This window comes from Corynebacterium felinum (assembly GCF_030408755.1).
Lineage (GTDB): Bacteria > Actinomycetota > Actinomycetes > Mycobacteriales > Mycobacteriaceae > Corynebacterium > Corynebacterium felinum.
The window spans coordinates 2434468-2456743 of the sequence record NZ_CP047209.1; the positions used below are offsets into that span (position 1 = coordinate 2434468).

The 22276-nt window shown below is 53.2% G+C and carries 17 protein-coding genes; 5 read left to right on the forward strand and 12 right to left on the reverse strand.

Annotated elements, in window-relative coordinates; translation table 11 throughout:
* Positions 1 to 12: 12 nt before the first annotated feature.
* Together CFELI_RS10270 and CFELI_RS10275 are read right to left on the reverse strand one after the other, a co-directional pair.
* Complete coding sequence (locus tag CFELI_RS10270) at positions 13 to 3594, reverse strand: translation initiation factor IF-2 N-terminal domain-containing protein (RefSeq protein WP_310127808.1); 3582 nt, start codon at positions 3592 to 3594, stop codon at positions 13 to 15.
* Between the two features lie 679 nt (positions 3595 to 4273).
* The gene (locus tag CFELI_RS10275; protein ID WP_374724742.1) at positions 4274 to 5941 is read right to left on the reverse strand and encodes a cytochrome c biogenesis protein CcdA; all 1668 of its coding nucleotides are present in this window, start codon (positions 5939 to 5941) and stop codon (positions 4274 to 4276) included.
* A 1483-nt stretch (positions 5942 to 7424) separates the two neighbouring features.
* Between CFELI_RS10275 and CFELI_RS10280 the strand changes: the two genes are divergently transcribed.
* The 3 genes from CFELI_RS10280 (at position 7425) to CFELI_RS10290 (ending at position 9005) form a co-directional block, all read left to right on the forward strand.
* Positions 7425 to 7679: a hypothetical protein gene (locus CFELI_RS10280; protein WP_277103356.1), complete on the forward strand. Its 255-nt coding sequence runs from the start codon at positions 7425 to 7427 to the stop codon at positions 7677 to 7679.
* A gap of 98 nt (positions 7680 to 7777) precedes the next feature.
* Complete coding sequence (locus CFELI_RS10285) at positions 7778 to 8341, forward strand: sigma-70 family RNA polymerase sigma factor (RefSeq protein WP_277103357.1); 564 nt, start codon at positions 7778 to 7780, stop codon at positions 8339 to 8341.
* Positions 8334 to 9005 (forward strand): anti-sigma factor, encoded by a 672-nt coding sequence (locus CFELI_RS10290; protein WP_277103358.1) that lies wholly within the window; start codon positions 8334 to 8336, stop codon positions 9003 to 9005. Before CFELI_RS10285 ends, CFELI_RS10290 begins: the two co-directional genes overlap by 8 nt.
* Positions 9006 to 9132: 127 nt before the next feature.
* Here CFELI_RS10290 and ndk read toward each other — a convergent pair whose 3' ends face one another.
* The 3 genes from ndk to CFELI_RS10305 all read right to left on the reverse strand — a co-directional run bounded on the left by ndk (position 9133) and on the right by CFELI_RS10305 (position 11011).
* Positions 9133 to 9543, reverse strand: coding sequence for a nucleoside-diphosphate kinase (gene ndk, locus CFELI_RS10295; protein WP_277103359.1), 411 nt, complete (start codon positions 9541 to 9543; stop codon positions 9133 to 9135).
* A gap of 279 nt (positions 9544 to 9822) precedes the next feature.
* Entirely contained in the window at positions 9823 to 10692 is an 870-nt protein-coding gene (locus tag CFELI_RS10300; protein ID WP_277103363.1) for an ATP-binding protein, read from the reverse strand.
* A gap of 112 nt (positions 10693 to 10804) precedes the next feature.
* Positions 10805 to 11011: an AlbA family DNA-binding domain-containing protein gene (locus tag CFELI_RS10305; protein WP_277103360.1), complete on the reverse strand. Its 207-nt coding sequence runs from the start codon at positions 11009 to 11011 to the stop codon at positions 10805 to 10807.
* A gap of 132 nt (positions 11012 to 11143) precedes the next feature.
* Between CFELI_RS10305 and CFELI_RS10310 the strand changes: the two genes are divergently transcribed.
* Positions 11144 to 12697, forward strand: coding sequence for an IS1380 family transposase (locus tag CFELI_RS10310; protein ID WP_290258967.1), 1554 nt, complete (start codon positions 11144 to 11146; stop codon positions 12695 to 12697).
* A gap of 107 nt (positions 12698 to 12804) precedes the next feature.
* On the opposite strand, the gene CFELI_RS13650 is transcribed toward CFELI_RS10310, so the two are convergent.
* From CFELI_RS13650 to CFELI_RS10330, 5 genes are all read right to left on the reverse strand, one after another.
* Positions 12805 to 13149, reverse strand: a complete 345-nt coding sequence (locus CFELI_RS13650) for an AlbA family DNA-binding domain-containing protein (RefSeq protein ID WP_353959541.1) — start codon at positions 13147 to 13149, stop codon at positions 12805 to 12807.
* A gap of 199 nt (positions 13150 to 13348) precedes the next feature.
* Complete coding sequence (locus CFELI_RS10315) at positions 13349 to 13774, reverse strand: DUF4233 domain-containing protein (protein WP_277104514.1); 426 nt, start codon at positions 13772 to 13774, stop codon at positions 13349 to 13351.
* Positions 13775 to 13776: 2 nt separating this feature from the next.
* Positions 13777 to 15306, reverse strand: a complete 1530-nt coding sequence (folC, locus tag CFELI_RS10320) for a bifunctional tetrahydrofolate synthase/dihydrofolate synthase (protein WP_277104515.1) — start codon at positions 15304 to 15306, stop codon at positions 13777 to 13779.
* Positions 15307 to 15308: 2 nt separating this feature from the next.
* Positions 15309 to 18008: a valine--tRNA ligase gene (locus CFELI_RS10325; protein ID WP_277104516.1), complete on the reverse strand. Its 2700-nt coding sequence runs from the start codon at positions 18006 to 18008 to the stop codon at positions 15309 to 15311.
* Between the two features lie 254 nt (positions 18009 to 18262).
* Positions 18263 to 19240, reverse strand: a complete 978-nt coding sequence (locus tag CFELI_RS10330) for a malate dehydrogenase (protein WP_277104517.1) — start codon at positions 19238 to 19240, stop codon at positions 18263 to 18265.
* Positions 19241 to 19862: 622 nt separating this feature from the next.
* Between CFELI_RS10330 and CFELI_RS10335 the strand changes: the two genes are divergently transcribed.
* Positions 19863 to 20561, forward strand: coding sequence for a TetR/AcrR family transcriptional regulator (locus tag CFELI_RS10335; protein ID WP_374724743.1), 699 nt, complete (start codon positions 19863 to 19865; stop codon positions 20559 to 20561).
* 29 nt (positions 20562 to 20590) lie between these two features.
* Here the strand turns inward: CFELI_RS10335 and CFELI_RS10340 are convergent, their stop codons facing one another.
* Together CFELI_RS10340 and clpX are read right to left on the reverse strand one after the other, a co-directional pair.
* Entirely contained in the window at positions 20591 to 20764 is a 174-nt protein-coding gene (locus CFELI_RS10340; RefSeq protein ID WP_290259007.1) for a hypothetical protein, read from the reverse strand.
* Between the two features lie 41 nt (positions 20765 to 20805).
* Entirely contained in the window at positions 20806 to 22092 is a 1287-nt protein-coding gene (clpX, locus tag CFELI_RS10345; protein ID WP_277104518.1) for an ATP-dependent Clp protease ATP-binding subunit ClpX, read from the reverse strand.
* Positions 22093 to 22276 lie beyond the last annotated feature (184 nt).

A 22276-nucleotide genomic window follows, 5' to 3' on the forward strand; every position in this document is an offset into this window, starting at 1 on the left:
AGACAAATGGGCTCATTTCCTTTCGGCGCGTCGGATGACACGACGACGTCCCCGCGAGCCCCGCGAAGTGCTTTTCGCGCTCTCAGAAACCGCAGAAACATTCACATCCGCCACAACAGCCCTTGCTGAACTGGGCTTATCCGAAGAAGCAGTCATGGTACGGCGAACCGCACGTCGCTTCCCCCGTTTCAGCCCCGCTGCCGGCTGAGAATCCTGAACGACAGCTGACACAACACGCGCCTGATCTTCGTGCGAGGCAGAAGATTCAGCAGCAACCGTAGATTCTAGCGGTTGTGGCTCCTCGGCGGTCATGCGGCGACGCACAGCGCGGCGGCGTCGAGAAGCTTCCCGCTTTACTGCCTCCACACGATCTTGCTCAATTTCCGCAGCGCTGCGCACACGGCGAACCCCACGACGACTCCGCACCGACTCCTGCACAACAGGCTTCTGAACCTCCTCAGAAGGCTCATCGGCGGCGAGTTCTTCCACCAGCGAAGGTGAAGTCGCGAACTCTTCCGGCTTTGGTTTCACATCGCTGCGGGAATTTCCCCGCACCTTCCGCTTGCGGCGTGGCGACTGTTCAAATGCAGCCAGTGCTTCCTCATACGTTGCTGGCAGGTAGTCAGCACCGGTTGGGTGATCAGGGTCGGCGTCGTCAGCGAGCTCGAGCGCACCTTCAATAATCGCATCGAAAGTAGGCTCCGTCTCCTTTTCAACGTGACGACGCCCAGCACGGCGGCGGCGACGTTCCGGCTTCTGGGTGTCGGCGTCGTCACGCGACACAGCCTCTGTGGTGCTCTCCGGTGCTGCAGGCACACTGATCACCGCCGCAGCCAGCTCCTCAATCGATGCCCCAGTGCTACGAGTCACCTCAGCAGGTTCTGTGCGAGCCTCAACCTCAGACGCCTCGATACGACGGCGACGCGCGCGCTTACGCCCCGAATCCTCCTTCGCATCCTCCTGCATCGCAACAGCCGCTGGATGCCTGGTGGGATCTTGATGCAAAACCCCATGGCGACCCTTAGCGGTCTGTGGGACATCCCGCTGCTCCACAGGATCGTCGTGCACAATCACGCCACGTCCGGCGCACTCCTCACAATCCGTTGCAAAGGTTTCCAGCAAACCAGTACCCAAGCGCTTACGAGTCATTTGAACAAGACCCAGTGAAGTCACCTCAGAAATCTGGTGGCGGGTCCGATCCCGACCCAACGCCTCAGTAAGGCGACGCAGCACCAAATCCTGATTCTCAGGCAAAACCATGTCAATGAAATCGACCACAATCATGCCGCCCAGATCACGCAAACGCATCTGGCGCACAATTTCCTCAGCCGCTTCCAGGTTATTCCTAGTCACGGTCTCTTCGAGGTTGCCACCTTGGCCTGTGAACTTACCGGTGTTCACGTCGATCACTGTCATCGCCTCGGTGCGATCGATCACCAAAGTGCCGCCCGATGGCAACCACACCTTCCGGCTCAATGCCTTCTGAAGCTGCTCATCGACACGGTACGCCTCGAAAGCATCGTGCCCATCGTGCTCTGAACGGTCGAAACGCACGAGGCGATCCAACAGATCAGGGGCCACCGACTGGATGTAGGCATGCACCGTGTTCCATGCGCGCTGACCGTCGACGACGAGAGTGGAGAAGTCTTCATTAAAGAGGTCGCGGATCACCTTCACCAGCATGTTGGGTTCTTCATACATGGTGACAGGCTTCGCGCCCTTCGACTCAGTTTCCTCAGTAGTCCGAGCTTGAATCTTCTCCCATAGAGAATGCAGGCGATTCACATCAGCGGCTATCGCTTCCTCAGACACGCCTTCAGCGGCGGTACGAATGATCACGCCACCATCTTTGGGCACCACGTCGCGCAAAATCTGCTTCAAGCGCTTACGCTCCGGTGCGGGTAGCTTCCGTGAAATGCCCGCACTGCGCCCGCCAGGCACATACACAAGGTAACGGCCGGCGAGTGAGATTTGGGTGGTCAGTCGCGCACCCTTATGCCCGACGGGGTCTTTAGAAACCTGGACCAGCACCTGGTCACCGGATGCTAGGGCCTGCTCAATCTTGCGGTTACGCCCACCCAAACCGGCGGCACGCCAATCCACTTCACCCGCGTAAAGCACACCGTTGCGCCCCTTGCCGATATCAATGAAGGCAGCCTCCATGCTCGGCAGGACGTTTTGCACACGCCCTAAGTAAATATTGCCCACCATTGAAGACTGGGTATCGGAGGTGACAAAGTGCTCGACCAGCAGGTCATCTTCAAGAACACCCACCTGTGTCACCATGCCTGGGTGGTCGGTGCGCTCGCGCTCACGCACCACCATGGTGCGGTTGACAGATTCCCGGCGCGCTAAAAATTCTGCTTCGGAAACGATGTGGCGTTTCTTCTTGGATTCTTCGCGCATTTCTACGCGGCGTCGGCGTTGTGCTTCTAGTCGTGTGGAGCCTTTGAGTGCGATGGGTTCTTCGCTGGTGTCATCAGCGGTGTCGTCGTCGATGTCGGCTTTGCGTTTTTTGTGGCCAGGTTCGCTGCGTTTGTCTGTGCGTGGGGCAGCTTCACCTGTACCGCGTCCGGTGCCGCGGCGTCCGCGACGGCGTTTGCGGGTGGTGGCGTCGTCGTCTTCGGCTTCGTCGCCTTCGGCGTAGAAGTCCATTTCGAAGTCGTCGTCGGGGTCTTGGTTGTTTAAGGTGGGGGCCATAAACAGTGGGATGTCGAAGCCGACGTGTGCTGGGGCTGGGGTGATTACCGGTTCGATGATCTCGTCGAGTTCTGTGGCGGTGTCGACGTCACTGATGAGGTCCATGAGTTCGGTTTCGATGGTGTCCTCGTTTTCGTCGTGCGTCTTGGTGGTGTGTGGTTGTGTGGGTTGCTGATCGGTGTGTGCGATTTCGGCGAGTTCGCGTTCGACTTTTTGCTCGATTTGGGTGATTTCGTTTTCGACGTTCTTTTCTACCCGGTAGCGGATTTTTTCTTCGTCTTCGCTCACGGTTCCGGGTTCGTCGATGCCTGCGATTTCGGCGAGTTCGCGCTCCACTTTTTGTTCAATTTGGTGGATTTCGTTTTCCACGTTCTTTTCCACCCGATAGCGTAGTTTTACTTCTTCGGGCAGGTCCGCGGGGTCCACGGTGAGCTCGTGTTGCTCAGCGTTCGCCTCACGAGATGATGTTGCATGCTTGTCGACGCCGTCATCGGCCGCAGCTGCGCGTGCGGTTGTTGTGGTTGTGCGTGCGCGGCGCGTTTTTTTCGCTGGTTTATCGTTGTGCTCTGCGGTGGGAGTATCGTGGGTGGCTTCTTCCTCTGCTGCAGGTTGGGGTGTGCGGGCGGTTTTCTTTGTGGTCTTTTTCGGTGCCTTCTTGCGGGTTTTCTTCGCAGCCTTTGTGCTGTCTTCTGCAGTGTCGATGGCGCCTAGAAGGGCGTCGAGAAGCATGTGTGCTTCATCTGCGGTGAGGTTTGATTGGGCTGCTTTCTTTAGCCCTAGTTCAGCAAGCGCTGTAATGAGCTCTTTGGAGCTGCGTCCGAGTTCTTTAGCGAGAACATGAACGCGGATTTTTTCCCCGATCATCTCCCGATCGAAGTGCGTGGTAGTAGACACTGGTGTCCATTCTCCTCATTGTGTGAGGCAGCAAACAGCCGTTCTGTGTATGAGCACAGTACCCTTGCGTTTTCTTTCGTGTTGTCGCACTTAAATCTTTTAAAGCTACCGTGACGGATCGTTGTCGGTAGTTGTGTGCGTGTCCTTTGTGGTGACAAGTTTCTCCGGGCGCAGCCGTGCACATCGTCTACCCTTTACCCTCCAAGCCCGCATGGTAGGGCGTGGGTGTGTAAAAGGTGTTGTTGTGCCGTCGCAGCCAGCGCAGAGAAGGTTGTAGAACGCACGAACAGTAATGAAATTATAAAAAGTAGTGTGAACCAGCAGAAAGCGTGGGTGTTTCTCTGTGTAGAGGACACAGAGAGTGTTTGCTACAAAATTTTATTGGCCGTATGAAGTTTTAAAAACAAAGCGTGCGCGAAGGCGTGCGAGCACGGTTGGTGCTGCGCGGGAGTGTTTCCTTTCGAGGGGAAACGGCGCACTGTTTATCTATTCTTCCATAGAAACGGGTTGCTGTGTGTAACTGCTGGCACCTTGCCGTAGTGTGCGTGCACATTCGTGGTTGTTGGTTGCTTTTTACCTTCAGGTGGCTGCTGTTTGGGGGTGTGCATGGCGGCGGGAAATGTACAACACCCTCATCACGCTTGTGTAGTCGGTGATGAGGGTGTGTGGCGCTTTGTGTTTAGCCGAATGTGAAGGAGTACAGTTCGAGACCTTCAGATGGGGTGAGTGTGATCAGCTCTTCGCGGCTGTGTTCTTCTTTAATGATGTCGATGGTTCCATCTTCAGTAACTTCGAAGATTTGTTCGTCCCCGTTTTCGCGGGTGAGGGTGATCTGCCCTGTTCCGGAGATAACAAGCTGTACCCACTTCGCTTTGTAGTTGAGTTCGATGCTGGCGTTCTCACTGCGGGCGGCGATGGAGTCGGCGCTGATGTTCCAGGTTCCGGCGAGGGTGTAGAACCCAAGTTTCGGTGCGCGGCCCACCCCGAAGTCGATCTCGCCGGTGACTTTTCCACGGGCAGGGTTGTTTTGGTATTTGGAGCGTTGTGCACCGAGGTAGGTTTCGGGGCTGCGTGCTTCGTGGGCGCGTGTGTTCACCTCTTGTTCAACTGGGTTGGGGAGAGTGATTGCTGGGTCGCGTTGAGTAAGCAGGGTTCGAATCAGTGTTTCGGTTTCTGCATAGTTTCCTTCACCTTCGTGTAATTGCACCAGCGTGCCGGTGTGGTCGGCGAGGTAGCGGGCTGGCCAGTAGCGGTTGTTGAAGTTTTCCCAGGTGGCAAAGTCGTTGTCTTGTGCAACAGGGTAGTGAATCTTTTGCTTGTCGACGGCGGCTTTCAGGTTTCCTAGATCGCGCTCAAACCCGTATTCGGGTGCATGAATGCCGACCACCTCAAGACCGTAGTCTTTGTAGGTGTCATACATCTTGGTGATGTGGGTATTGGCGCGCTGGCAGTTGATGCAGGCGTAGGCCCAGAAATCAACGAGGGTGACTTTTCCGTTGCTCGCAGGGTCAACAGCGGTATCTGTGTTGATCCAGTTAGTCAGGCCCTCAAATTTCGGTAGCTCGCCACAATCATTGGGCTGGGTTCCCACTCCTAGGGTGCGGCAATGCTCGATCCCCTTCCGCCCTTCCACTGTAGTGTTTGTTGGCACCTGCGCACCGAGCGAGTGTTGTAGCTGAGCAGTCCAGTCCGGTACTGCGCGTTGGATAGCTGCAGGAGCGTCGAAAGCAAGAGCCGTAGCTAGTGCGATGACCACCACACCAGAAATGCGGCGGGCGGTGGTGTTGTGGGATTGGAACCAATCCACCCGCTGGCCTACCTTATGTCCGCCAAGGGCAAACAGTAGCAAAGGAAGTGCGGCACCAAGGGCGAAAGAAATGGTTAGCGCAACAATGCTGGCATCGACTTTACCGGTTGCCGCAGCAACGGTAATGGCCGCAAGAACAGGGCCTGCGCACGGCACGTACACGGTGCCTAGTGCAAGACCTACTGCAAATCCACCTTTATCGCGTGCTTTGTTTTGCAAAAAGTAGGGTTTGGGGAGTTTATCAAAAGGCGCTTGTAATAGTGCCCCTACCGCAGGGATGAGCATTCCAATACCCACCGCTACGAGCATTCCGATCCCGATCCACCGCAGGGTGCTTTGTGGCAGGCCAAGTGCGTTGAGCACCACCGACCCCAATAATGTCAGCAGTGCAAAGCTGGTTGCTAAACCACCAACAACAAGATACGGTCTGCGTTTTTGCCCACCTGAGACTGCAAGAATCAACGGCAGAACAGGAAGAATACAAGGGGAAAGGCTTGTCAGAATACCGCCAACAAGGCCGATAAGAATCAGTGAAATGATCATCCGGTTATCCTCACTATTATCGATGAAAGCGACTATGAATGCGGAAAGACATTTCGCTCACGCATCGAAGCTCACACCCGCTGCTCTTTTTTCAGGGCTGTGCTCACGTGCGCTGCGTGGTGTTTTCCACCTCCATTCCTCCATCCGGAACAACAGCTTTTTCGGATTGCACCTGTATCACAGCGCACATCACAATCGCCCTCGAAATACCAAGTATGCTCGCTTTTTCACTGCGCAATGAACACATATCCAAGTAGGGACGGAAGTCAGACTCGGCAATAAAGTGCGTGATGTTCAGCGTATCTTCGCGAAGCGCACTAGCCCATAAGGGAGCGCTTTTCTTGGTAGGGGTAGAAGGCTTTGGCATATATAAGCGAAATAGTGGACTTCTCCCATCAGGAGAATGCAGTATGAAAAGAAGGCGCAGGAGCCGACACACACTGACGCATGATCGACGCGATTGGATGGGAAAAGCCCTGCGCACCACAACCGAACAGCATACCTATGAATACGTGGAGATTGATTCAAAAATACTGATTCGACTTTCAGCAAACACAAGAAAAATTGACCTGCGGTTTTATGGGTAGCACTTGCTCTATGTCGAATTAATATTTCTCCTACATACTGCAAAGCCCCCCCCCTTGCCCCTACCAAGAACAGCGCTACCAATGCACACGCAAACACAGATGAGATACGCTCAACGTCACGCGCGTGAGTGACAATCCAACTTTGGTACCCAAAGGAATGTGAGGCTGAAAGTTACGCACACCACCCTGCATGCTGAGAAGGTAGACCTAGTTTTCCACCACAGAGACAATGAGAATGCGACCACCCTTAAACTACGTGCGACTGTGTTCTTGTGAATAGATCGTGATCGAAACTAAAAGCAATACTCAACACACAAGCACGCACATGTTGAAGACCAGCGCGATTTTCACCACTCTGAACACCCCCTCTCGCTCCCGCCTGCGTAGCCTTGACGCTTTACCCACCACGCCCCCAATAACCACAGTTTGGGGTTTCCCCTGTTTACTAAAAGCCTAGATCAGTACCATCCGATCAAACTCCACTGGATTGATCGGCACCCCCCTTTTCCCCGAGGCTTTCCCACCTACGGGTTGTGTCCATTCTCGCCATTGTATTTTTCACTAAAGCAAGCATCGTTGAACACCACTAAACCTATACCTGACCTGCGCGAAAAAGTTTTTTCTTTCTTTTTCCAATCCGTTTGTACTTGTGCACCGGATGCATAGATGTAAGGGCACAACATCGTGCCAACATACTGCTTAAGAATGCTGTACAACTTTCGTCTTGCGTGGTTCAAGGTTCAGAAGCCGCCTTGAGCATGAAAACACAGGCGCAAAAGTTGAAGCCCGCCTTCTTCCTTCGTTTCCGGGGTGGTTGCATTTTTCGGTGGTCGTTTCCTTCGCTGTTGTGCCCTTCACTATCTTGTTGTTTTTTAGTAAAGGAGAGTTTTCCTATGCGCACCCGCACTTTCGTCACCGCTGCTGCCGCTTTGATTCTTTCTGGTGCAACCCTGGTTGCTTGTGGTGATAAAGACACCCCTGCCAACAGCATGATGGAATCAACCATGCCTTCAGAATCCAGCAGCTCTTCCATGGACAAGATGGACAAGGACGCCATGGACAAGGATGCAATGGAGAAGGATGCAATGGAGAAGGACGCCATGGAGAAGACGGACAAGATGGAAAAAGATGCAATGGAGAAGAAGTAAACGCTTTCCTTCGCTAAATTATTCCACGGTGTGAATAATCCCACCGATATCGTTTCTCACTTCAAACGAAACTCATGCCCGGACTAGTCTTAGTGCCTATGCCCACTACCGAAGAACTCCTCACCCTTGTTGCGGCAGGCGACAAGGGTGCCTTCGGCGAACTCTACGATCTACTCTCCCCCACCGTGATGGGTATTTGCATGCATATTGTGCGAAACCAATCCATTGCGGAAGAGATAGCGCAAGAAGTCTTCGTCGAAGTTTGGCGTCGAGCGCACACGTTTGACCCTAACCAGTCCTCCGCAAAAACCTGGGTTGGCCGGATCGCGAAATCTCGTTCAATCGATAAACTTCGCTCCATGACAGCAGCGGCACTTCGCGATGATCGGGATGCGATGTTGGATAAAGTCACGCGCTTTATCGACGTCGAAACCAACGCCTTAACCAACATTGAGGCAGCGCGTGTCCGGCAAGCACTAGCAAGCATTGGCGAACCCCACAAAAGTGCGCTCATGCTGACCTATTTTGGTGGGTTAAGCCACCCCGAACTTGCTGAGAAAACTGGGGTTCCGCTGGGAACCGCGAAAACACGTGTACGCGATGGCATTAAGAAGCTACGATTAGCTCTATCAACGCTTAAGGAAGGAGGCACCCGTGGCTAAAAATCAGCCGACAGGAATTCCCTTCGACAACGATGATGAGGCATTCCTCGATGAGGTACTCCTAGGCGCAGTCCCCCCTGCCCCACCTCCTAGCGACCTCAAAGCTGCCATTTTTGCTCGCATCGATGAAACCCCGCCCGCTTCCACCACCGACGAACATGGCGCTGAAGTTATATCCTTGCATTCCCGCCGGAAAAACCCACTATGGATTCGTGGGCTAGTGGCTGCTGCAGCAGCTGTAGTTTTATTTGCCGGAGGAGTGTATACAAGCTCCTTCTTTGACACTCAGCCCACTGGTATCCACGCCGATAGTGCCCACGGGATTGATCAGATGCATGAAATTATGGCAGCAGATGACATGCAGCAAGCGAAACTTCATGCTGCTGGGGCCTCTTTAGATATTGTTTCCTCCGAAACGATGTCGAAAGCAGGAGCTCTAGTTCAAGGCGCTGCGCAGCTTCATGCGGGGATGGGTGCTCAAGTATGGAGTGTTAATCCTCAAGGTGAAATTAGTTCAGCTGGTGTGATCGGCCCCGAGGATCACAAAGATGTGTGGATGCCTTTCAATGACGATGCCGTCAAAGTGTTCCTCACTGAAGAACCTATGGCTGGCAGCGATTCACCCACTGGGCGCATGCTAGGCGAAATCATGGTGTCTAAGTAAAAGAAATCCTTTCCTATGTCTTATTGTGGGAAAGGATTTTTTCACCTCATACAAATCAAAAACTCTTCTTTCGCTGGTGTTGGCCAAAGCGAAAGAAGAGTTTTATTACAAAAAGGAGTGCGGTTTCCTACAGGTTAGGGAACCAAATAGCGATCTCACGCGCAGCAGACTCCTCGGAGTCAGAGCCATGAACAACGTTTTCAGCAACGCTCAGTGCGAAATCACCACGGATGGTGCCTGGGGTTGCCTTCGCAACTGGGTCGGTACCACCGGCAAGCTGGCGCCAAGCCTCGATTGCACGTGGGCCCTCAACGACACCGGCGATCAGTGGTGCGGAGGTGATGAAATCAACCAGCTCGCCGAAGAATGGCTTATCGGCGTGCTCAGCGTAGTGCTTCTCAGCAGTCTCACGGTCGGTCACACGCAGGTCCAAAGCAGCAAGCTTCAGGCCCTTACGCTCGATGCGTGCAATGATCTCGCCAACGTGGCCAGCAGCAACACCGTCTGGCTTAATCAGAATCAGGGTACGTTCAGTCATGGTTACCTAGTCTAACCCAAACTTGTACCTCAATGCCGAAAACCGCCACAAGGAGGCAGCGATTCCATAACTCCTAATCGTCGCACCCGTGCGACGATTCGACGGTGAATTCTCATGATCCTTTAGCTATTTCCGCCCCAGAGGGGCTGGAAGTACGCGAAGCATCGTCAAAAAACAACACGCAGTAAGCACGGAACACGCAAGATTCAAAGCGACAGCAATTGTTGCATGGATCACGTCGCCAACGATGCCTACACCTATCAGGGGGTATAGCCAACCTTATTCGCGATGAAGTTTATAACGGGTAGACCGACCTTTACCTTCTTGTTGCACTATTCCTTGTGCACGCAGTTCCTTTAACGCTCGCTGAACTGCATCACTACTCAAACCTGTGAGCTTTTCAATCTCACGCCTCGAAGCGACATCCGCTTGAAGCACCTGAACAATTTTTTCATGACGGGCATCTTTTATTCCCTGCAAAACCACGTCTTTTAATTTGTGCGATTCCGCCAGATCCTTCTCTAAAACAATCTTTGTAACCAGTAATCCCTCGTTGTCGAAGCGACCATTCAGCTCAGTCGCTTCCTGAATGACCGGCAATGTGACAGTGACTGAAGAATCATAAATTTCAAACTCTGGTTCAGCTATGTATCCACGATACGCATCTCTGATTCGCCCAACTCCAGTACCTAGTTGCTCGATGTATTTCAATCGAAGGAACACGAAGCCCACAAGGGGGTTTCGCATCACCGAAAGGTACACACGGAGAAATTCCTCAGGAATAATTCCTATTGGTAACCCACCAGGTGACGTTATCTCAATTCGATCGTTGAACATGCTCACTCGAATTTCCGAAGATACATCCCATGCACGGTGCACCAAGGCATTAGCTATTGCTTCCCGAAACGCAGCTTCTGGGATTTGCTCCACAGTTTCCCACGTAGCTTTCTCTATCTTTTCATGAACGTAGTACTGACGGTATTTCTCTACTGCTAGATGCAGCTGCTCCAGAATAGACCGACCACTCAAACTAAAGTTCTCGTAAATTTCACTAATCGAATCCCCAAAACACGCAATACGAAGACCAGGAAAAGGATTATTATCTGACAACGGCGCAGCTGCGTTATTAAATTCCCCACCGCGAAACACCAATTCAAAAGATCTTAATATATTTAAATCAACCTGTTCTACCCCAAGTTTTTGGCTAAACTCGCGATCAAGATAAGTGAAGGTCAGATCCTAATTTCTCGATCTCAGATCTTCAAAATTGCGGTTCTCGCTTGAGTTCAAGAGTATCCATCACCCGTGTGGAGGTGTCAGCCCGTTTATATGCTTGGCTCTTATAAAAATAAGGTTTATCGTCACCTTCGTAAATTTCCACCACAATCACGTTGTTAGCAGAAAGATTCATTGTGAAATCTGGGCGAGGTTTAATCGAATCATTGATTTTGCTTTCAATCTTCAACATCTCTTTCTTAGCCCGGATTTTTCATGGGTGTGGGGTGAAAAGGTGAGCAAAAAGTAAAGAAAGTGCTTCTTGACCTGCTAGAATAGAGATGTTTTGAAGTCAATAATCTAGGCAGAAAGAAACACTTTCAAGGTGAAGACTACCACATACATTCCACGGGTTGCTAGCTGTTCTCATCTTGTATCCGGTGCGGGGGTGTTACCGTTTGCTCACGTAGCCGAATTGGTGGGAATAAGTGACTGCCTTGATTCCGCTTTGCCGCGTTCTGGGCTCACGCACACGTTAGGGGATGTGTGGGTGAATCTGGCTTTATCGTTGATTGCTGGTGGGGATGATGTCCACGACATCACCTTGCTTTCTTCTGTTTCAACCGCGTTAGCATCAAAATCGTTACCGTCAGTGACAACCGCATGGCGGCGGATCACAGAATATGCAGATACCAGCGAGCATGTGCGAGAAGGGTTTATCCACGCAGCGAAACAAGCTCGCACTAGGGTGTGGGATTTGTTAGGTGATCACGCTCCGCATCGGGTGGCAACAGTTGAACAACCACTGGTTATCGATATTGATGCCACGTTGATTACCGCACATTCCGATAAGGAAAACGCGACGCCTACCTATAAGAAAGGCTTTGGTTTCCACCCGTTATGTGCCTTTATTGATTACACCAGCATCGGTCTGCCTGGTGGGGAGTTTCTTAACTGCCTGCTTCGACCAGGAAATGCCGGGGCAAACACAATTCGTGATCACTGCCAGCTTGTTGACGAGATTCTTGCCACCCTGCCTGATCACAGTGATGGTCAACCCTGGGGCAAACGATTAGTCATCCGTGCTGACAGTGCTGGTGGGACAAAGAAATTCATCAGTTTCCTCAACGATCACAACCTTGGGTATGTTCTGGGTTATTCCGCCCCGCCGACAGCGCGCATCACCCTTGACCATCACCTTCAATCCCAACAAACAACCAACGCTGATACACAACACTTGGGAACCAGTGCTCACACAGGCAAAGACTGTGATCGGTGGGATACTCGGGTGCCGATTGTGCGTGCTTCAGGGGATCTGGTTTGTGATGAGAACCATTTCCTTGAAGACATCACCGGACTACTGCGCACCGCAAATATAGATGAGCACCAACCTTTGGTGAATCTTCTAGCTGACTACCCCGAGGATATGCGTGTTATCGCACGAATCGAACCACCCCACCCAGGGTGCCAACACAGTCTTTTCAACCAACATGGTGTTCGCGCCCAACTGTGCGTAACGAACCTTATTGGGAATATTCAACACATTGACTACTGCTACCGTAATCGGTCTTTATGTGAACAACACATCAAAGACACCAAAGACCAAGGCCTTAGTAAACTGCCGTTTAAACAATTCGGGGCGAACCAAATCTGGTGTTTGATCGTTGCACTATCCCACCAACTTCTTACCTGGACGAAACTCATCGACGCCTGCCACCACAAGGATCATTCACACCAAGAAACAAGCAAGCCTTGGTGGACATGGGTGCCGAAGACTATCCGTGTAAGGTTTGTTGCGGTTGCATCAAAAATCACCACAAGCAGCAGACGCATCATCCTCCAGCTTGACCAGCACAACCCCCACACCCACACACTGGTCACGCTTATTGGCTACACCCAGAGCCTTCTACAGCCACGCTGGAAGAAACGAAAACCCTAACACCCCTAGGCCCACACACGCGATCTGGCAGCCACACTGCAGGCACACCCCAACCCCCAAACCCCACACAACTTTATGGACGCACACCTTGCCCTAAAAACCACGAATCAAAGGGCGAAGGTGAACCAACCAACCCCACAAACACACCACCCCAACCCACCACCACCAAACCCACCCCATGAAAAATCTGGGTTAGGATGGTTAAATCCCACTATCTTTCCAGAATCAGCAACTCCGAAGAAAATACGCCCACCCTCATGGTTAGCGAAGGCACTCACCGTCTTGAGAAACGTATCTGAAACGGTTTCTTGAAACTCCCAATTCCGTGCCTCGCGTTGAGGAAAAGTATTGCCCACAGCGCAATCGTAGCTCCTCCTCAACGAAAAGGCGACGGTAGAACAAAGAGTTTCTCTCCCCTCTCCCCGCCGAATTGCACACAGTCGACAACGCACAATACGGCGTCGTCAAGCAACAACTGGGAGCTCACCCCGTGGCGGACACGCCACATGCCCCGCAAGCGCCCATACTCCACGCCCCCTAGGACTTACACTACTGCCGGTAGGGCGCTTGTGAATGCATAGGAATGACAAAAGCCACCACCGAGGAAAGGCGAATCGCTCCCTCTGGTGGCGGCTTCAACAGCACCGCAAACTACATGTGCTGTGTAGTCAAAAGTCCACGCTTCATGCGCTCAATGAGATTCTTGCGCAGATGCAGGATATACCACCACACCAGCGCGAAGAAGATCGCAATAATCCCCATTGAAGGGTGGATGAAGAACCCGAAAAGTGCAATAACCTGCAGCGCGATATTGGCTTTCACAGCCCAGCTGCGGCCCTGTAAGAAGCTCATGATCAGCATGGCTGTCGCCAGCACCGTCACGCTGCCCCAATTCACAGGAGTCCAGTAGGCACCGTTATCCACGCGTAAAATGACGGTCAGCACCAAATAAAACGTGATCGCTTCCATGCCCATCGCACCAGCCATCACACCGCGAAGACCCTTCATTGGATCTTTCACCGGCTCATGGCCTGGCCCTAACGGACCATACTCAATATGCTCAGTCTTCTCCGCCATGACTAACACGGCTCCTTTCCAAACAGGGTACGCGCCTCACCTGCAGTAACAACCGAACCGGTAATAATCACACCAGAACCAGATTGGATACCATTCTCCTCAGCCAACTCCACCGCCAGCTCCACTGCACCAGGCAGGTTGGAAGACACATGCACGCGCTCTTCACCAAAGATTTCGCGGGCAAGATCCGCCAAATCTTCATAATGCAGGGCACGTGGGCTAGTGTTTTGGGTCACCACAATCTCACTCAGATGGGATTCGAGAGCGGTGAGTACACCGCGTGCATCCTTATCGCCCAGCACTGAAACCACACCGATAAGCCGGGAGAAATCAAAGTCGCGCGCCAGCGCCTGCCCGAGTGCTGTTGCCCCGTGCGGGTTGTGCGCAGCATCAATGAACACTGTTGGTGCTGTGCGTACGCGCTCCAAACGGCCGGGGCTTTGCACAGTGGCGAAGCCTTCCTTCACTGTATCCAGATCAAGACTGCGCCCTGGTCCTGCGCCGAAGAACGCTTCGACCGCGGCAAGAGCCGTTGCGGCATTGCGGGCTTGGTGCTCACCGGAAAGCGGGAGGAAAATCTCAGGATACTCCCCCGCCAGCCCACGCAGAGTGAGCTGCTGCCCGCCAACGGCGATGGTGGAGTCGACGACACCGAACTCGCTCCCGGCGCGCGCAACGGCGGCGTCAGTCTCGATGGCGTGTTCGAGGATCACTTGTAAGGCGGCGGGGTCTTGTTCGCCGATGATAGCGACGTTATCGGGTGGGGTGAGGAGGTCGTCGGTGTCCCAGCGGGATTTGATGATTCCTGCTTTTTCGGCGGCGATTTCTTCCACAGTGTCACCGAGATAGTCGGTGTGGTCGAGCCCAACAGGCGTGACGACGGCGACATCAGCGTTGATCACATTCGTTGCGTCCCAGCGCCCCCCAAGCCCGACCTCAACGACGGCAACATCGACGGGCGCATCCGCGAACGCGGCATACGCCATGGCGGTGAGCACCTCGAACTTGGAAAGTTTTGGCCCACCTTCTTTTTCACTGATGGTGTCAGCCATTTCCACATAGGGTTTGATTTCATTCCAGATCCGCACGTAGTCGCGCGGATGAATGGGTTGCCCATCGAGTGCGATACGTTCGGTCACCAACTGCAGGTGTGGGCTGGTAGTGCGCCCAGTGCGGCGGTGGAAGGCACGCATCAACGATTCGATCATGCGCACCGTGGAGGTTTTGCCGTTGGTTCCTGCCACGTGAATGGCGGGGAATGATCGTTCAGGGTTGCCGAGGAGATCCATGAGGATCTCCATGCGCGAAAGGGTGGGGTCGATTGTGACTTCACTCCAACGCAGGTCAAGTTCGGCTTCAACCTCAGCGAGTGCTGCGAGGTCCTCAGCGGTAATCTCGCGGGTTTCGGGCTTTTCACCTTCGGCGTGAATATCAATGGGCAGGGAGAGGCCCTCCTCACTGAGTTTCAGTTCGCCGAGGTTGAAATGCTCGATCTCGTGATCATGATCGTGATTGTGGTCGTGTGCGTCCACTGTTAGCCGAGCTCCTTTAATCGCGCGGTAATGCGGGTGACTTCTTCTTGGGCCACACGTTGGCGTTCCTTAATCTTATCCACCACGGCTTCAGGGGCCTTGGCAAGGAATGCGTCATTGCCCAACTTGGCGCCGGTTTGGTTGAGTTCCTTCTCAGCCGCGGCAAGATCCTTTTCAAGGCGCTTGCGCTCAGCCGCCTTGTCCACTGTTCCGGAAGTGTCCAGCGACACCTCGATGGTGGCGGTGCTCAGGCGTACCTCAATACTTGCAGATGCCTGGAAATCATCTTTCGGTGCATCCACCTTCGCCAGCGAACGCACCACATCTTCGAGTGCGCCAAGATCACAGGCCACAAAGTCGATCTGGGCTGGAACTTTCTGGCTGGGCTTCACACCCTGGTCGGAGCGGAAACGGCGGATTTCCGTGACCAGTTTCTCCACATCAGCGACACGGCGTGCCGCATCCTCATCAGTGCTAGACCCTCCATTAGTTAGCGCAGCGGTTGGCCAGGCAGTCACGTTCAACGATTCGCCGTCGGTCAGTGCCTTCCACAGCACCTCAGTGACAAACGGCATCGCAGGGTGCAGCATGCGCAGCACAGCGTCGAGAACCTGGCCCAAAACGATCTGGGTGTTCTCGCCCTGAGTACGCTCCTTTTCGGACGCTGCGGCAAAGTCACGTGGGATCTGAACCTTAGCGATCTCCAGATACCAGTCGCACAGCTCGCCCCACGCGAACTGGTAAAGCAGCTCGTTGGCCTTGGCAAACTGGTAGCGGTCAAGGTAGTCATCGACGCTGACACGGACTTGCTCAAGGCGATCTAAGATCCAGCGGTCGGCGTCGGAAAGCTCCTCGCGTGCGGGCAGCTGGCCGGTCTTCGCGCCGTTCATCAGGGCGAACTTGGTTGCGTTAAACAGCTTGGTAGCAAAGTTGCGTGAGCTTTGCGCCGAATCCGCACCCACCGGCAGATCCACGCCGGGGTTTGCGCCGCGGGCAAGGGTGAAGCGCAGGGCATCAGCACCATAATCGCGCACCCAATCCATCGGATCAATGCCATTGCCCAAAGACTTACTCATCTTGCGGCCGTGCTCATCACGAACCAGACCATGGAGGAACAGGTCAGTGAACGGAACCTGCGGGCGGCCCGAATCATGCGTGCCCAAAACTTCTGGGGTAATCGAGGATGCGAAGGTGCCGAACATCATCATGCGGGCAACCCAGAAGAATAGGATGTCGTAACCGGTCATCAACACCGAGGTTGGGTAGAACTTCTCCAGCTCAGGGGTCTTGTTCGGCCAGCCCATGGTCGAAAACGGCCACAGTGCGGAGCTAAACCAAGTATCCAGCACATCGGGGTCTTGGGTGTAGCCCTCAGGTGCGGTCTCATCGGGGCCAACACAGACGATCTCACCTTCGGGGCCGTACCAGATAGGGATGCGGTGACCCCACCACAGCTGGCGGGAAATACACCAATCATGCATGTCATCAACCCACTCGAAGAAGCGGGGCTCGCTCGACTTCGGGTGAATAACGGTATCGCCCTCGCGCACGGCCTCCCCAGCCATCTTCGCCAGTTCGTCGACCTTGACGAACCACTGCAGCGACAGGCGTGGTTCGATCGGTTCACCGGAGCGCTCGGAATGGCCCACGGAGTGAATGTAGGGGCGCTTTTCTGCCACAATGCGACCTTGCTGCGCTAGTGCTTCGCGGATCTTCACGCGTGCTTCAAAGCGGTCCATGCCGTCGAACTGGGTGCCGGTGCCGGCAATTGTGCCGGTGGCATCCATGATGGTGGGCATTTCCAGGTTATGGCGCAGGCCAAGCGCATAGTCGTTGGGGTCGTGGGCTGGAGTGATCTTCACCGCGCCGGTGCCAAATTCTGGGTCAACATAGTCGTCGGCAACTACGATCATTTCGCGATCCGGCAAGAATGGGTGTGGCAAGGTGGTGCCCACCAAGTCAGCGTAGCGCTCATCCTCAGGGTGAACCGCAACAGCGACGTCACCCAGCATGGTTTCCACGCGCGTGGTTGCCACGATCACGTGTGGCTCGTCGTCATAGAGGGAGCCATAGCGGATGGACACAAGCTCGCCCTCAACGTCCTTATACACCACCTCAATGTCAGACACGGCGGTTTCTAATACTGGCGACCAGTTCACAAGGCGGTTTGCACGGTAGATCCACCCTTTGTCATAAAGGTTTTTAAAGATGGTTTGCACCGCTCGCGACAAACCCTCGTCAAGAGTGAAGCGCTCGCGGGACCAATCCACCGAATCACCAATCGCACGCATCTGGGTGCCGATGGTGCCACCGAACTCTTCCTTCCACTCCCACACTTTGGAAATGAACTCATCGCGATCATAATCCCAACGGGACTTACCTTCAGTTTCCTTCAGTCGTGCCTCAACCTTGGTTTGGGTGGCGATACCGGCGTGGTCCATACCTGGCAGCCACAGCACCTCAAAGCCCTGCATACGCTTGCGGCGCGCAATCGCATCCATAAGCGTGTGATCGAGGGCGTGGCCCATGTGCAGCTGACCCGTGACGTTAGGAGGTGGCAACACGATTGAGAATGCGGGTTTTGCGGACGCAGGGTCTGCGGTGAAGTATCCCTTTTCCACCCACTCGTTGTAGAGATCGGACTCTACTGCCTGCGGATCCCAACTCTTGGGCAACTTATCTGCACGATTGATTTCAGCCATGCCCACTATCTTAGAGAACAGAAGACCAGAAACCACTTTTTCACAGCTTCATCTTCGCGTACCCGCATCACCTGCGCCCCATGCCTACACAAACACACCGGTAACTGCGCAATCAACTGAAGAAACAGGAAGTCGGCGTCGATACGCTTTAAGCTTGTCGACGCCGACCCCAACACCCCAGCAACGCACAAGGTTGCTCCTTGTCCCCCTCCATCGGGGAACGTGGAAGCAACCTTCAGATCTAACAGAGTGAATTAGCCCAGCAAATCAGCAACAGCGTCGCGCTCTTCCTGCAACTCCTTCACGTTGGCTTCAATGCGTGCCTTCTGGAAATCGCTGAGATCCAGACCCTGGACAACCTCCCACTTGCCGTTGCGGGCAACAGTCGGCATACCCACGATCAAGCCCTCAGGAATGCCATAAGATCCATCAGATGGGATCGCAGCCGAAGCCCAACGCTCAGTGCCGTTAATCCAATCATGCATGTGATCAACAGCAGAGGAAGCAGCAGAAGCCGCAGAAGACTTACCGCGCACCTCAATGATTTCCGCACCACGCTTAGCCACACGCGGAATGAACTGATCAACGTACCAGTCGTGCTCAACCAACTCAGAAATCTTCTCCCCGCCCACGGTTGCGTAGGTGATGTCAGGGAACTGAGTTGCAGAGTGGTTTCCCCACACAACCAAGTTTTCAATGTCAGTCTTATCGCGACCAAGCTTCTCAGACAGCTGAGAAATAGCACGGTTGTGGTCAAGGCGCATCATAGCGTTAAAGCGCTCGTTCGGAACATCCTTCGCCGCATGCATAGCAATCAGAGCATTGGTGTTTGCTGGGTTGCCAACCACCAGCACGCGGATATCCTCAGCAGCGTGATCGTTGATAGCCTTGCCCTGTGGGCCGAAAATCTTGCCGTTCGCCGCAAGCAGATCGGAGCGCTCCTCACCTTTACCGCGTGGCTTCGCACCCACCAAGAATGCTGCGTTGGTGCCATCAAAAGCTTCTTCCAGCTTGTCGGTGACAGTGATCTTCTTCAGAAGTGGGAAAGCGGAATCGTTGAGCTCCATTGCAACACCTTCTGCACCCCCAATAGCTGCGGGGATCTCCAGAAGCTGCAACTCAACTGGGGTGTCTTTGCCGTAAACATCACCGTTGGCGATGCGCCACAACAGCGAATACGCAATTTGGCCAGCAGCACCAGTTACAGCGATCTTTTTCACGGACGAAGTCATGAACTCTCCTTAAAAAATACGTGGTCAAGTATGGTGCAAAGCTTTTGCACTCAACTTCAAGGCAGTGTCCTCGTACCTTATTTCTGGCCGTACTTTCACAAAAACTCTTTCGGCCTTGGCAAGGCACCTCATGGACACCTACTAGCCTAATGCGTCGTGGTTATCGTTTGCTAGGCACTCAAGCAGCCAATGCTGTTTTCGAGTTAAGAGATTTCTCACATGAACGCCTGACCTTACCCCCATGATGGAACGTGAGGACTACTGAGGTAGTGCAAATAGCGGGGATTTTTGAAAAAGATCTACCCCCACATCTGGGCAATTTTTCCTGTTATAGCCAGCGCAGCGGGCATTAACATATAGTAGTGGACTACCCTTGAACCAAGGCGAAAAGTCAGCTCAGTACCATCAGGGCGTAGTTACTGATAGTTTATAAAGCTTCACAGCTGAACCCATCTGTGTGACGGCGAGTTTTCGCGCTATTTTCGCCTCAGTGTCTTTCATTCATATTTTAAGGAGATTTCTCGTGTCGGTCGAAAGGTTGGACTCCCTCGAAGCGGATTCTTTCAACCCTTCCTCTTCTGGGGAGGGTTCTGCAGAGGCAACTCCGGAAGCCGTACTTGATATTGCTTTAAAGAAGTTCGCCGAAATTGGCTTCCATGACACCAAACTGGAAGCGATCGCCCGTGAATCTGGGATGTCAAAGCGCATGATTCACTACCACTTCGGCGATAAAAAAGGCTTGTACCACCGCTGTTTAGTACTGGCGGTACAACGACTTCGCCCTTCCGTGCAGGAGCTTGAACTCGAATCCACCGTCCCTGTCGACGGGGTACGGAAAGTCGTTGAAGCGGTATTCAACCGCTACGCAGCAAACCCTGAAGCAATCCGTCTCTTGGCTCTAGAAAACCTGATGCACTACGCCAATGTAAAGGAAATGCAGCCACTGGTTGACCAATCAGCCATCACCCTGCAGTTGGACAAGCTCCTCATGTTGGGCCAAGACGCCGGCGCGTTCCGCCCAGGTATTTCCGCGCAAGACGTGTTTACCTTAATTGCGTCATTGTCAGTATTCCGTGTGCTTTCTCAGGAAACCACCATCAACTTGTACAACATCGACATGATGGATGAATCCAACACCAAGGGCATGGCGCGCATGGCTGCTGAAGGAGTGCTTGCATTCTTGACCTCACATTTGAAGACCGGCGACCAGATCTCATACCTGACCACCATTGCGTCGGCAGAGGCAGGAGAATCCCTGGAACATCAAGCCTACGATTCCAACGATTCCTCCTACGACATCTCCCCTGATTTGTTCAACTAAAACACTCTCAACAGCTCCACCCTTTCCGTTTAAGGAAAGGGTGTTTTTGCATTGAGATACCCGCCCTTAACCACATCACCCTCTTTTTTGCCAGTCCCACTTTTCCTTCTCAATCCATGAAGGACTATCGCTTGAGGCAGTTTAGGGTGCATAAACAAAACTCCCACTGGCGAAAGCCATGCCCAATCAGCAATAACTTTCACCAGTGGGAGCACTAGCACACGAAATTTACTCGTGTTTTGCCCTATGCGCTTTGCTCAATCTCCTCAGCAGCAATCAAACGAGGGCCTTCTTCACCGCGGGCAGCAGCCGCAGTCACCAACACTTGAGCAACATCCTCACGATCAGGGATATCAAACATGATTGGCACGAGAATTTCCTCCATGATGGCGCGAAGACCACGAGCACCAGTCTTGCGTTCCAAGGCGAGCTCCGCAATCACATTCAACGCCTCATCCTCGAAAACAAGATCCACTGAATCCATTTCAAGCAACCGCTGGTATTGCTTGACCAAAGAATTCTTCGGCTCAACCAAAACCTTCACCAAGGACTCGCGATCCAAATTGTTCACGGTAGCCACAATCGGAAGACGGCCAATAAATTCAGGGATCAAACCAAACTTCACCAAATCTTCTGGCAAAACATCCTTGAAAATATCTACCGCGTCGCGCTCTTCCTTCGAGGAAATAGTAGCGCCAAAACCTAGGCTCTTCTTGCCCTTACGGTCCTCAATAACTCTCTCAAGGCCAGCAAAAGCACCAGCAACGATGAACAAGATATTCGAGGTATCGAGCTGGATAAACTCCTGGTTCGGATGCTTACGCCCGCCCTGTGGCGGAATCGCAGCAACAGTTCCCTCAAGGATCTTCAGCAAAGCCTGCTGCACACCCTCGCCAGACACATCACGAGTAATGGACGGATTTTCCGACTTACGAGAAATCTTATCCACCTCATCCACGTAAATGATGCCACGCTGAGCACGCGCAACATCAAAATCTGCGGCTTGGAGAAGCTTCAGGAGAATATTCTCGACGTCCTCGCCCACATAGCCAGCCTCAGTCAAACTCGTAGCATCAGCAATGGCAAAAGGAACATCCAACAAACGCGCCAACGTTTGAGCAAGATAAGTCTTACCAGAACCCGTAGGGCCGAGGAGCAAAATATTCGACTTCTGCAACTCCGCCTCATCCGAATTCTTCCGCGAACCAAGCGCCTTCGACTCTTCAGCGCGAACACGCTTGTAATGGTTATACACCGCCACAGATAACACGCGCTTGGCAGCTTCCTGCCCAATCACATACTTATCTAAGAAGGCAGAAATTTCCGAGGGGCGAGGCAAACGATCCTCCGGACGTTCCTCTTTCGCGGAGGAATGACCCAACTCTTCTTCGATGATTTCATTACACAGCTCAATGCACTCATCGCAAATATAAACACCGCCACCGGCGATCAGCTTTTTTACTTGCTTTTGGCTCTTCCCACAGAAAGAACACTTGAGCAGATCTGCACTATCTTGAGTACGAGTAGCCATGGGTGGTTTTACAGTTCTCTTTCACGTGAACGTTCAACAAAGGAATTATCTATCCTACCCAACCCTAGCCCAAGAATCAGAACCAAGGCGGGCAAACATGAAAACCCACGACAACAAAAAGCCGTGGGTTGACACAAACACAAAACTAGCAAGTGCCACGGCCACGAGACCTAAAACCCGTGAC

Coding starts and splice junctions, on each gene's coding strand:
- CFELI_RS10315 (WP_277104514.1), bottom strand. CDS start 13,774: ATGGCGGAGAAGACTGAGCATATTGAGTATGGTCCGTTAGGGCCAGGC.
- ndk (WP_277103359.1), bottom strand. CDS start 9,543: ATGACTGAACGTACCCTGATTCTGATTAAGCCAGACGGTGTTGCTGCT.
- CFELI_RS10305 (WP_277103360.1), bottom strand. CDS start 11,011: ATGTTGAAGATTGAAAGCAAAATCAATGATTCGATTAAACCTCGCCCA.
- CFELI_RS10330 (WP_277104517.1), bottom strand. CDS start 19,240: ATGACTTCGTCCGTGAAAAAGATCGCTGTAACTGGTGCTGCTGGCCAA.
- clpX (WP_277104518.1), bottom strand. CDS start 22,092: ATGGCTACTCGTACTCAAGATAGTGCAGATCTGCTCAAGTGTTCTTTC.
- CFELI_RS10280 (WP_277103356.1), top strand. CDS start 7,425: ATGCGCACCCGCACTTTCGTCACCGCTGCTGCCGCTTTGATTCTTTCT.
- CFELI_RS10285 (WP_277103357.1), top strand. CDS start 7,778: ATGCCCACTACCGAAGAACTCCTCACCCTTGTTGCGGCAGGCGACAAG.
- CFELI_RS10325 (WP_277104516.1), bottom strand. CDS start 18,008: ATGGCTGAAATCAATCGTGCAGATAAGTTGCCCAAGAGTTGGGATCCG.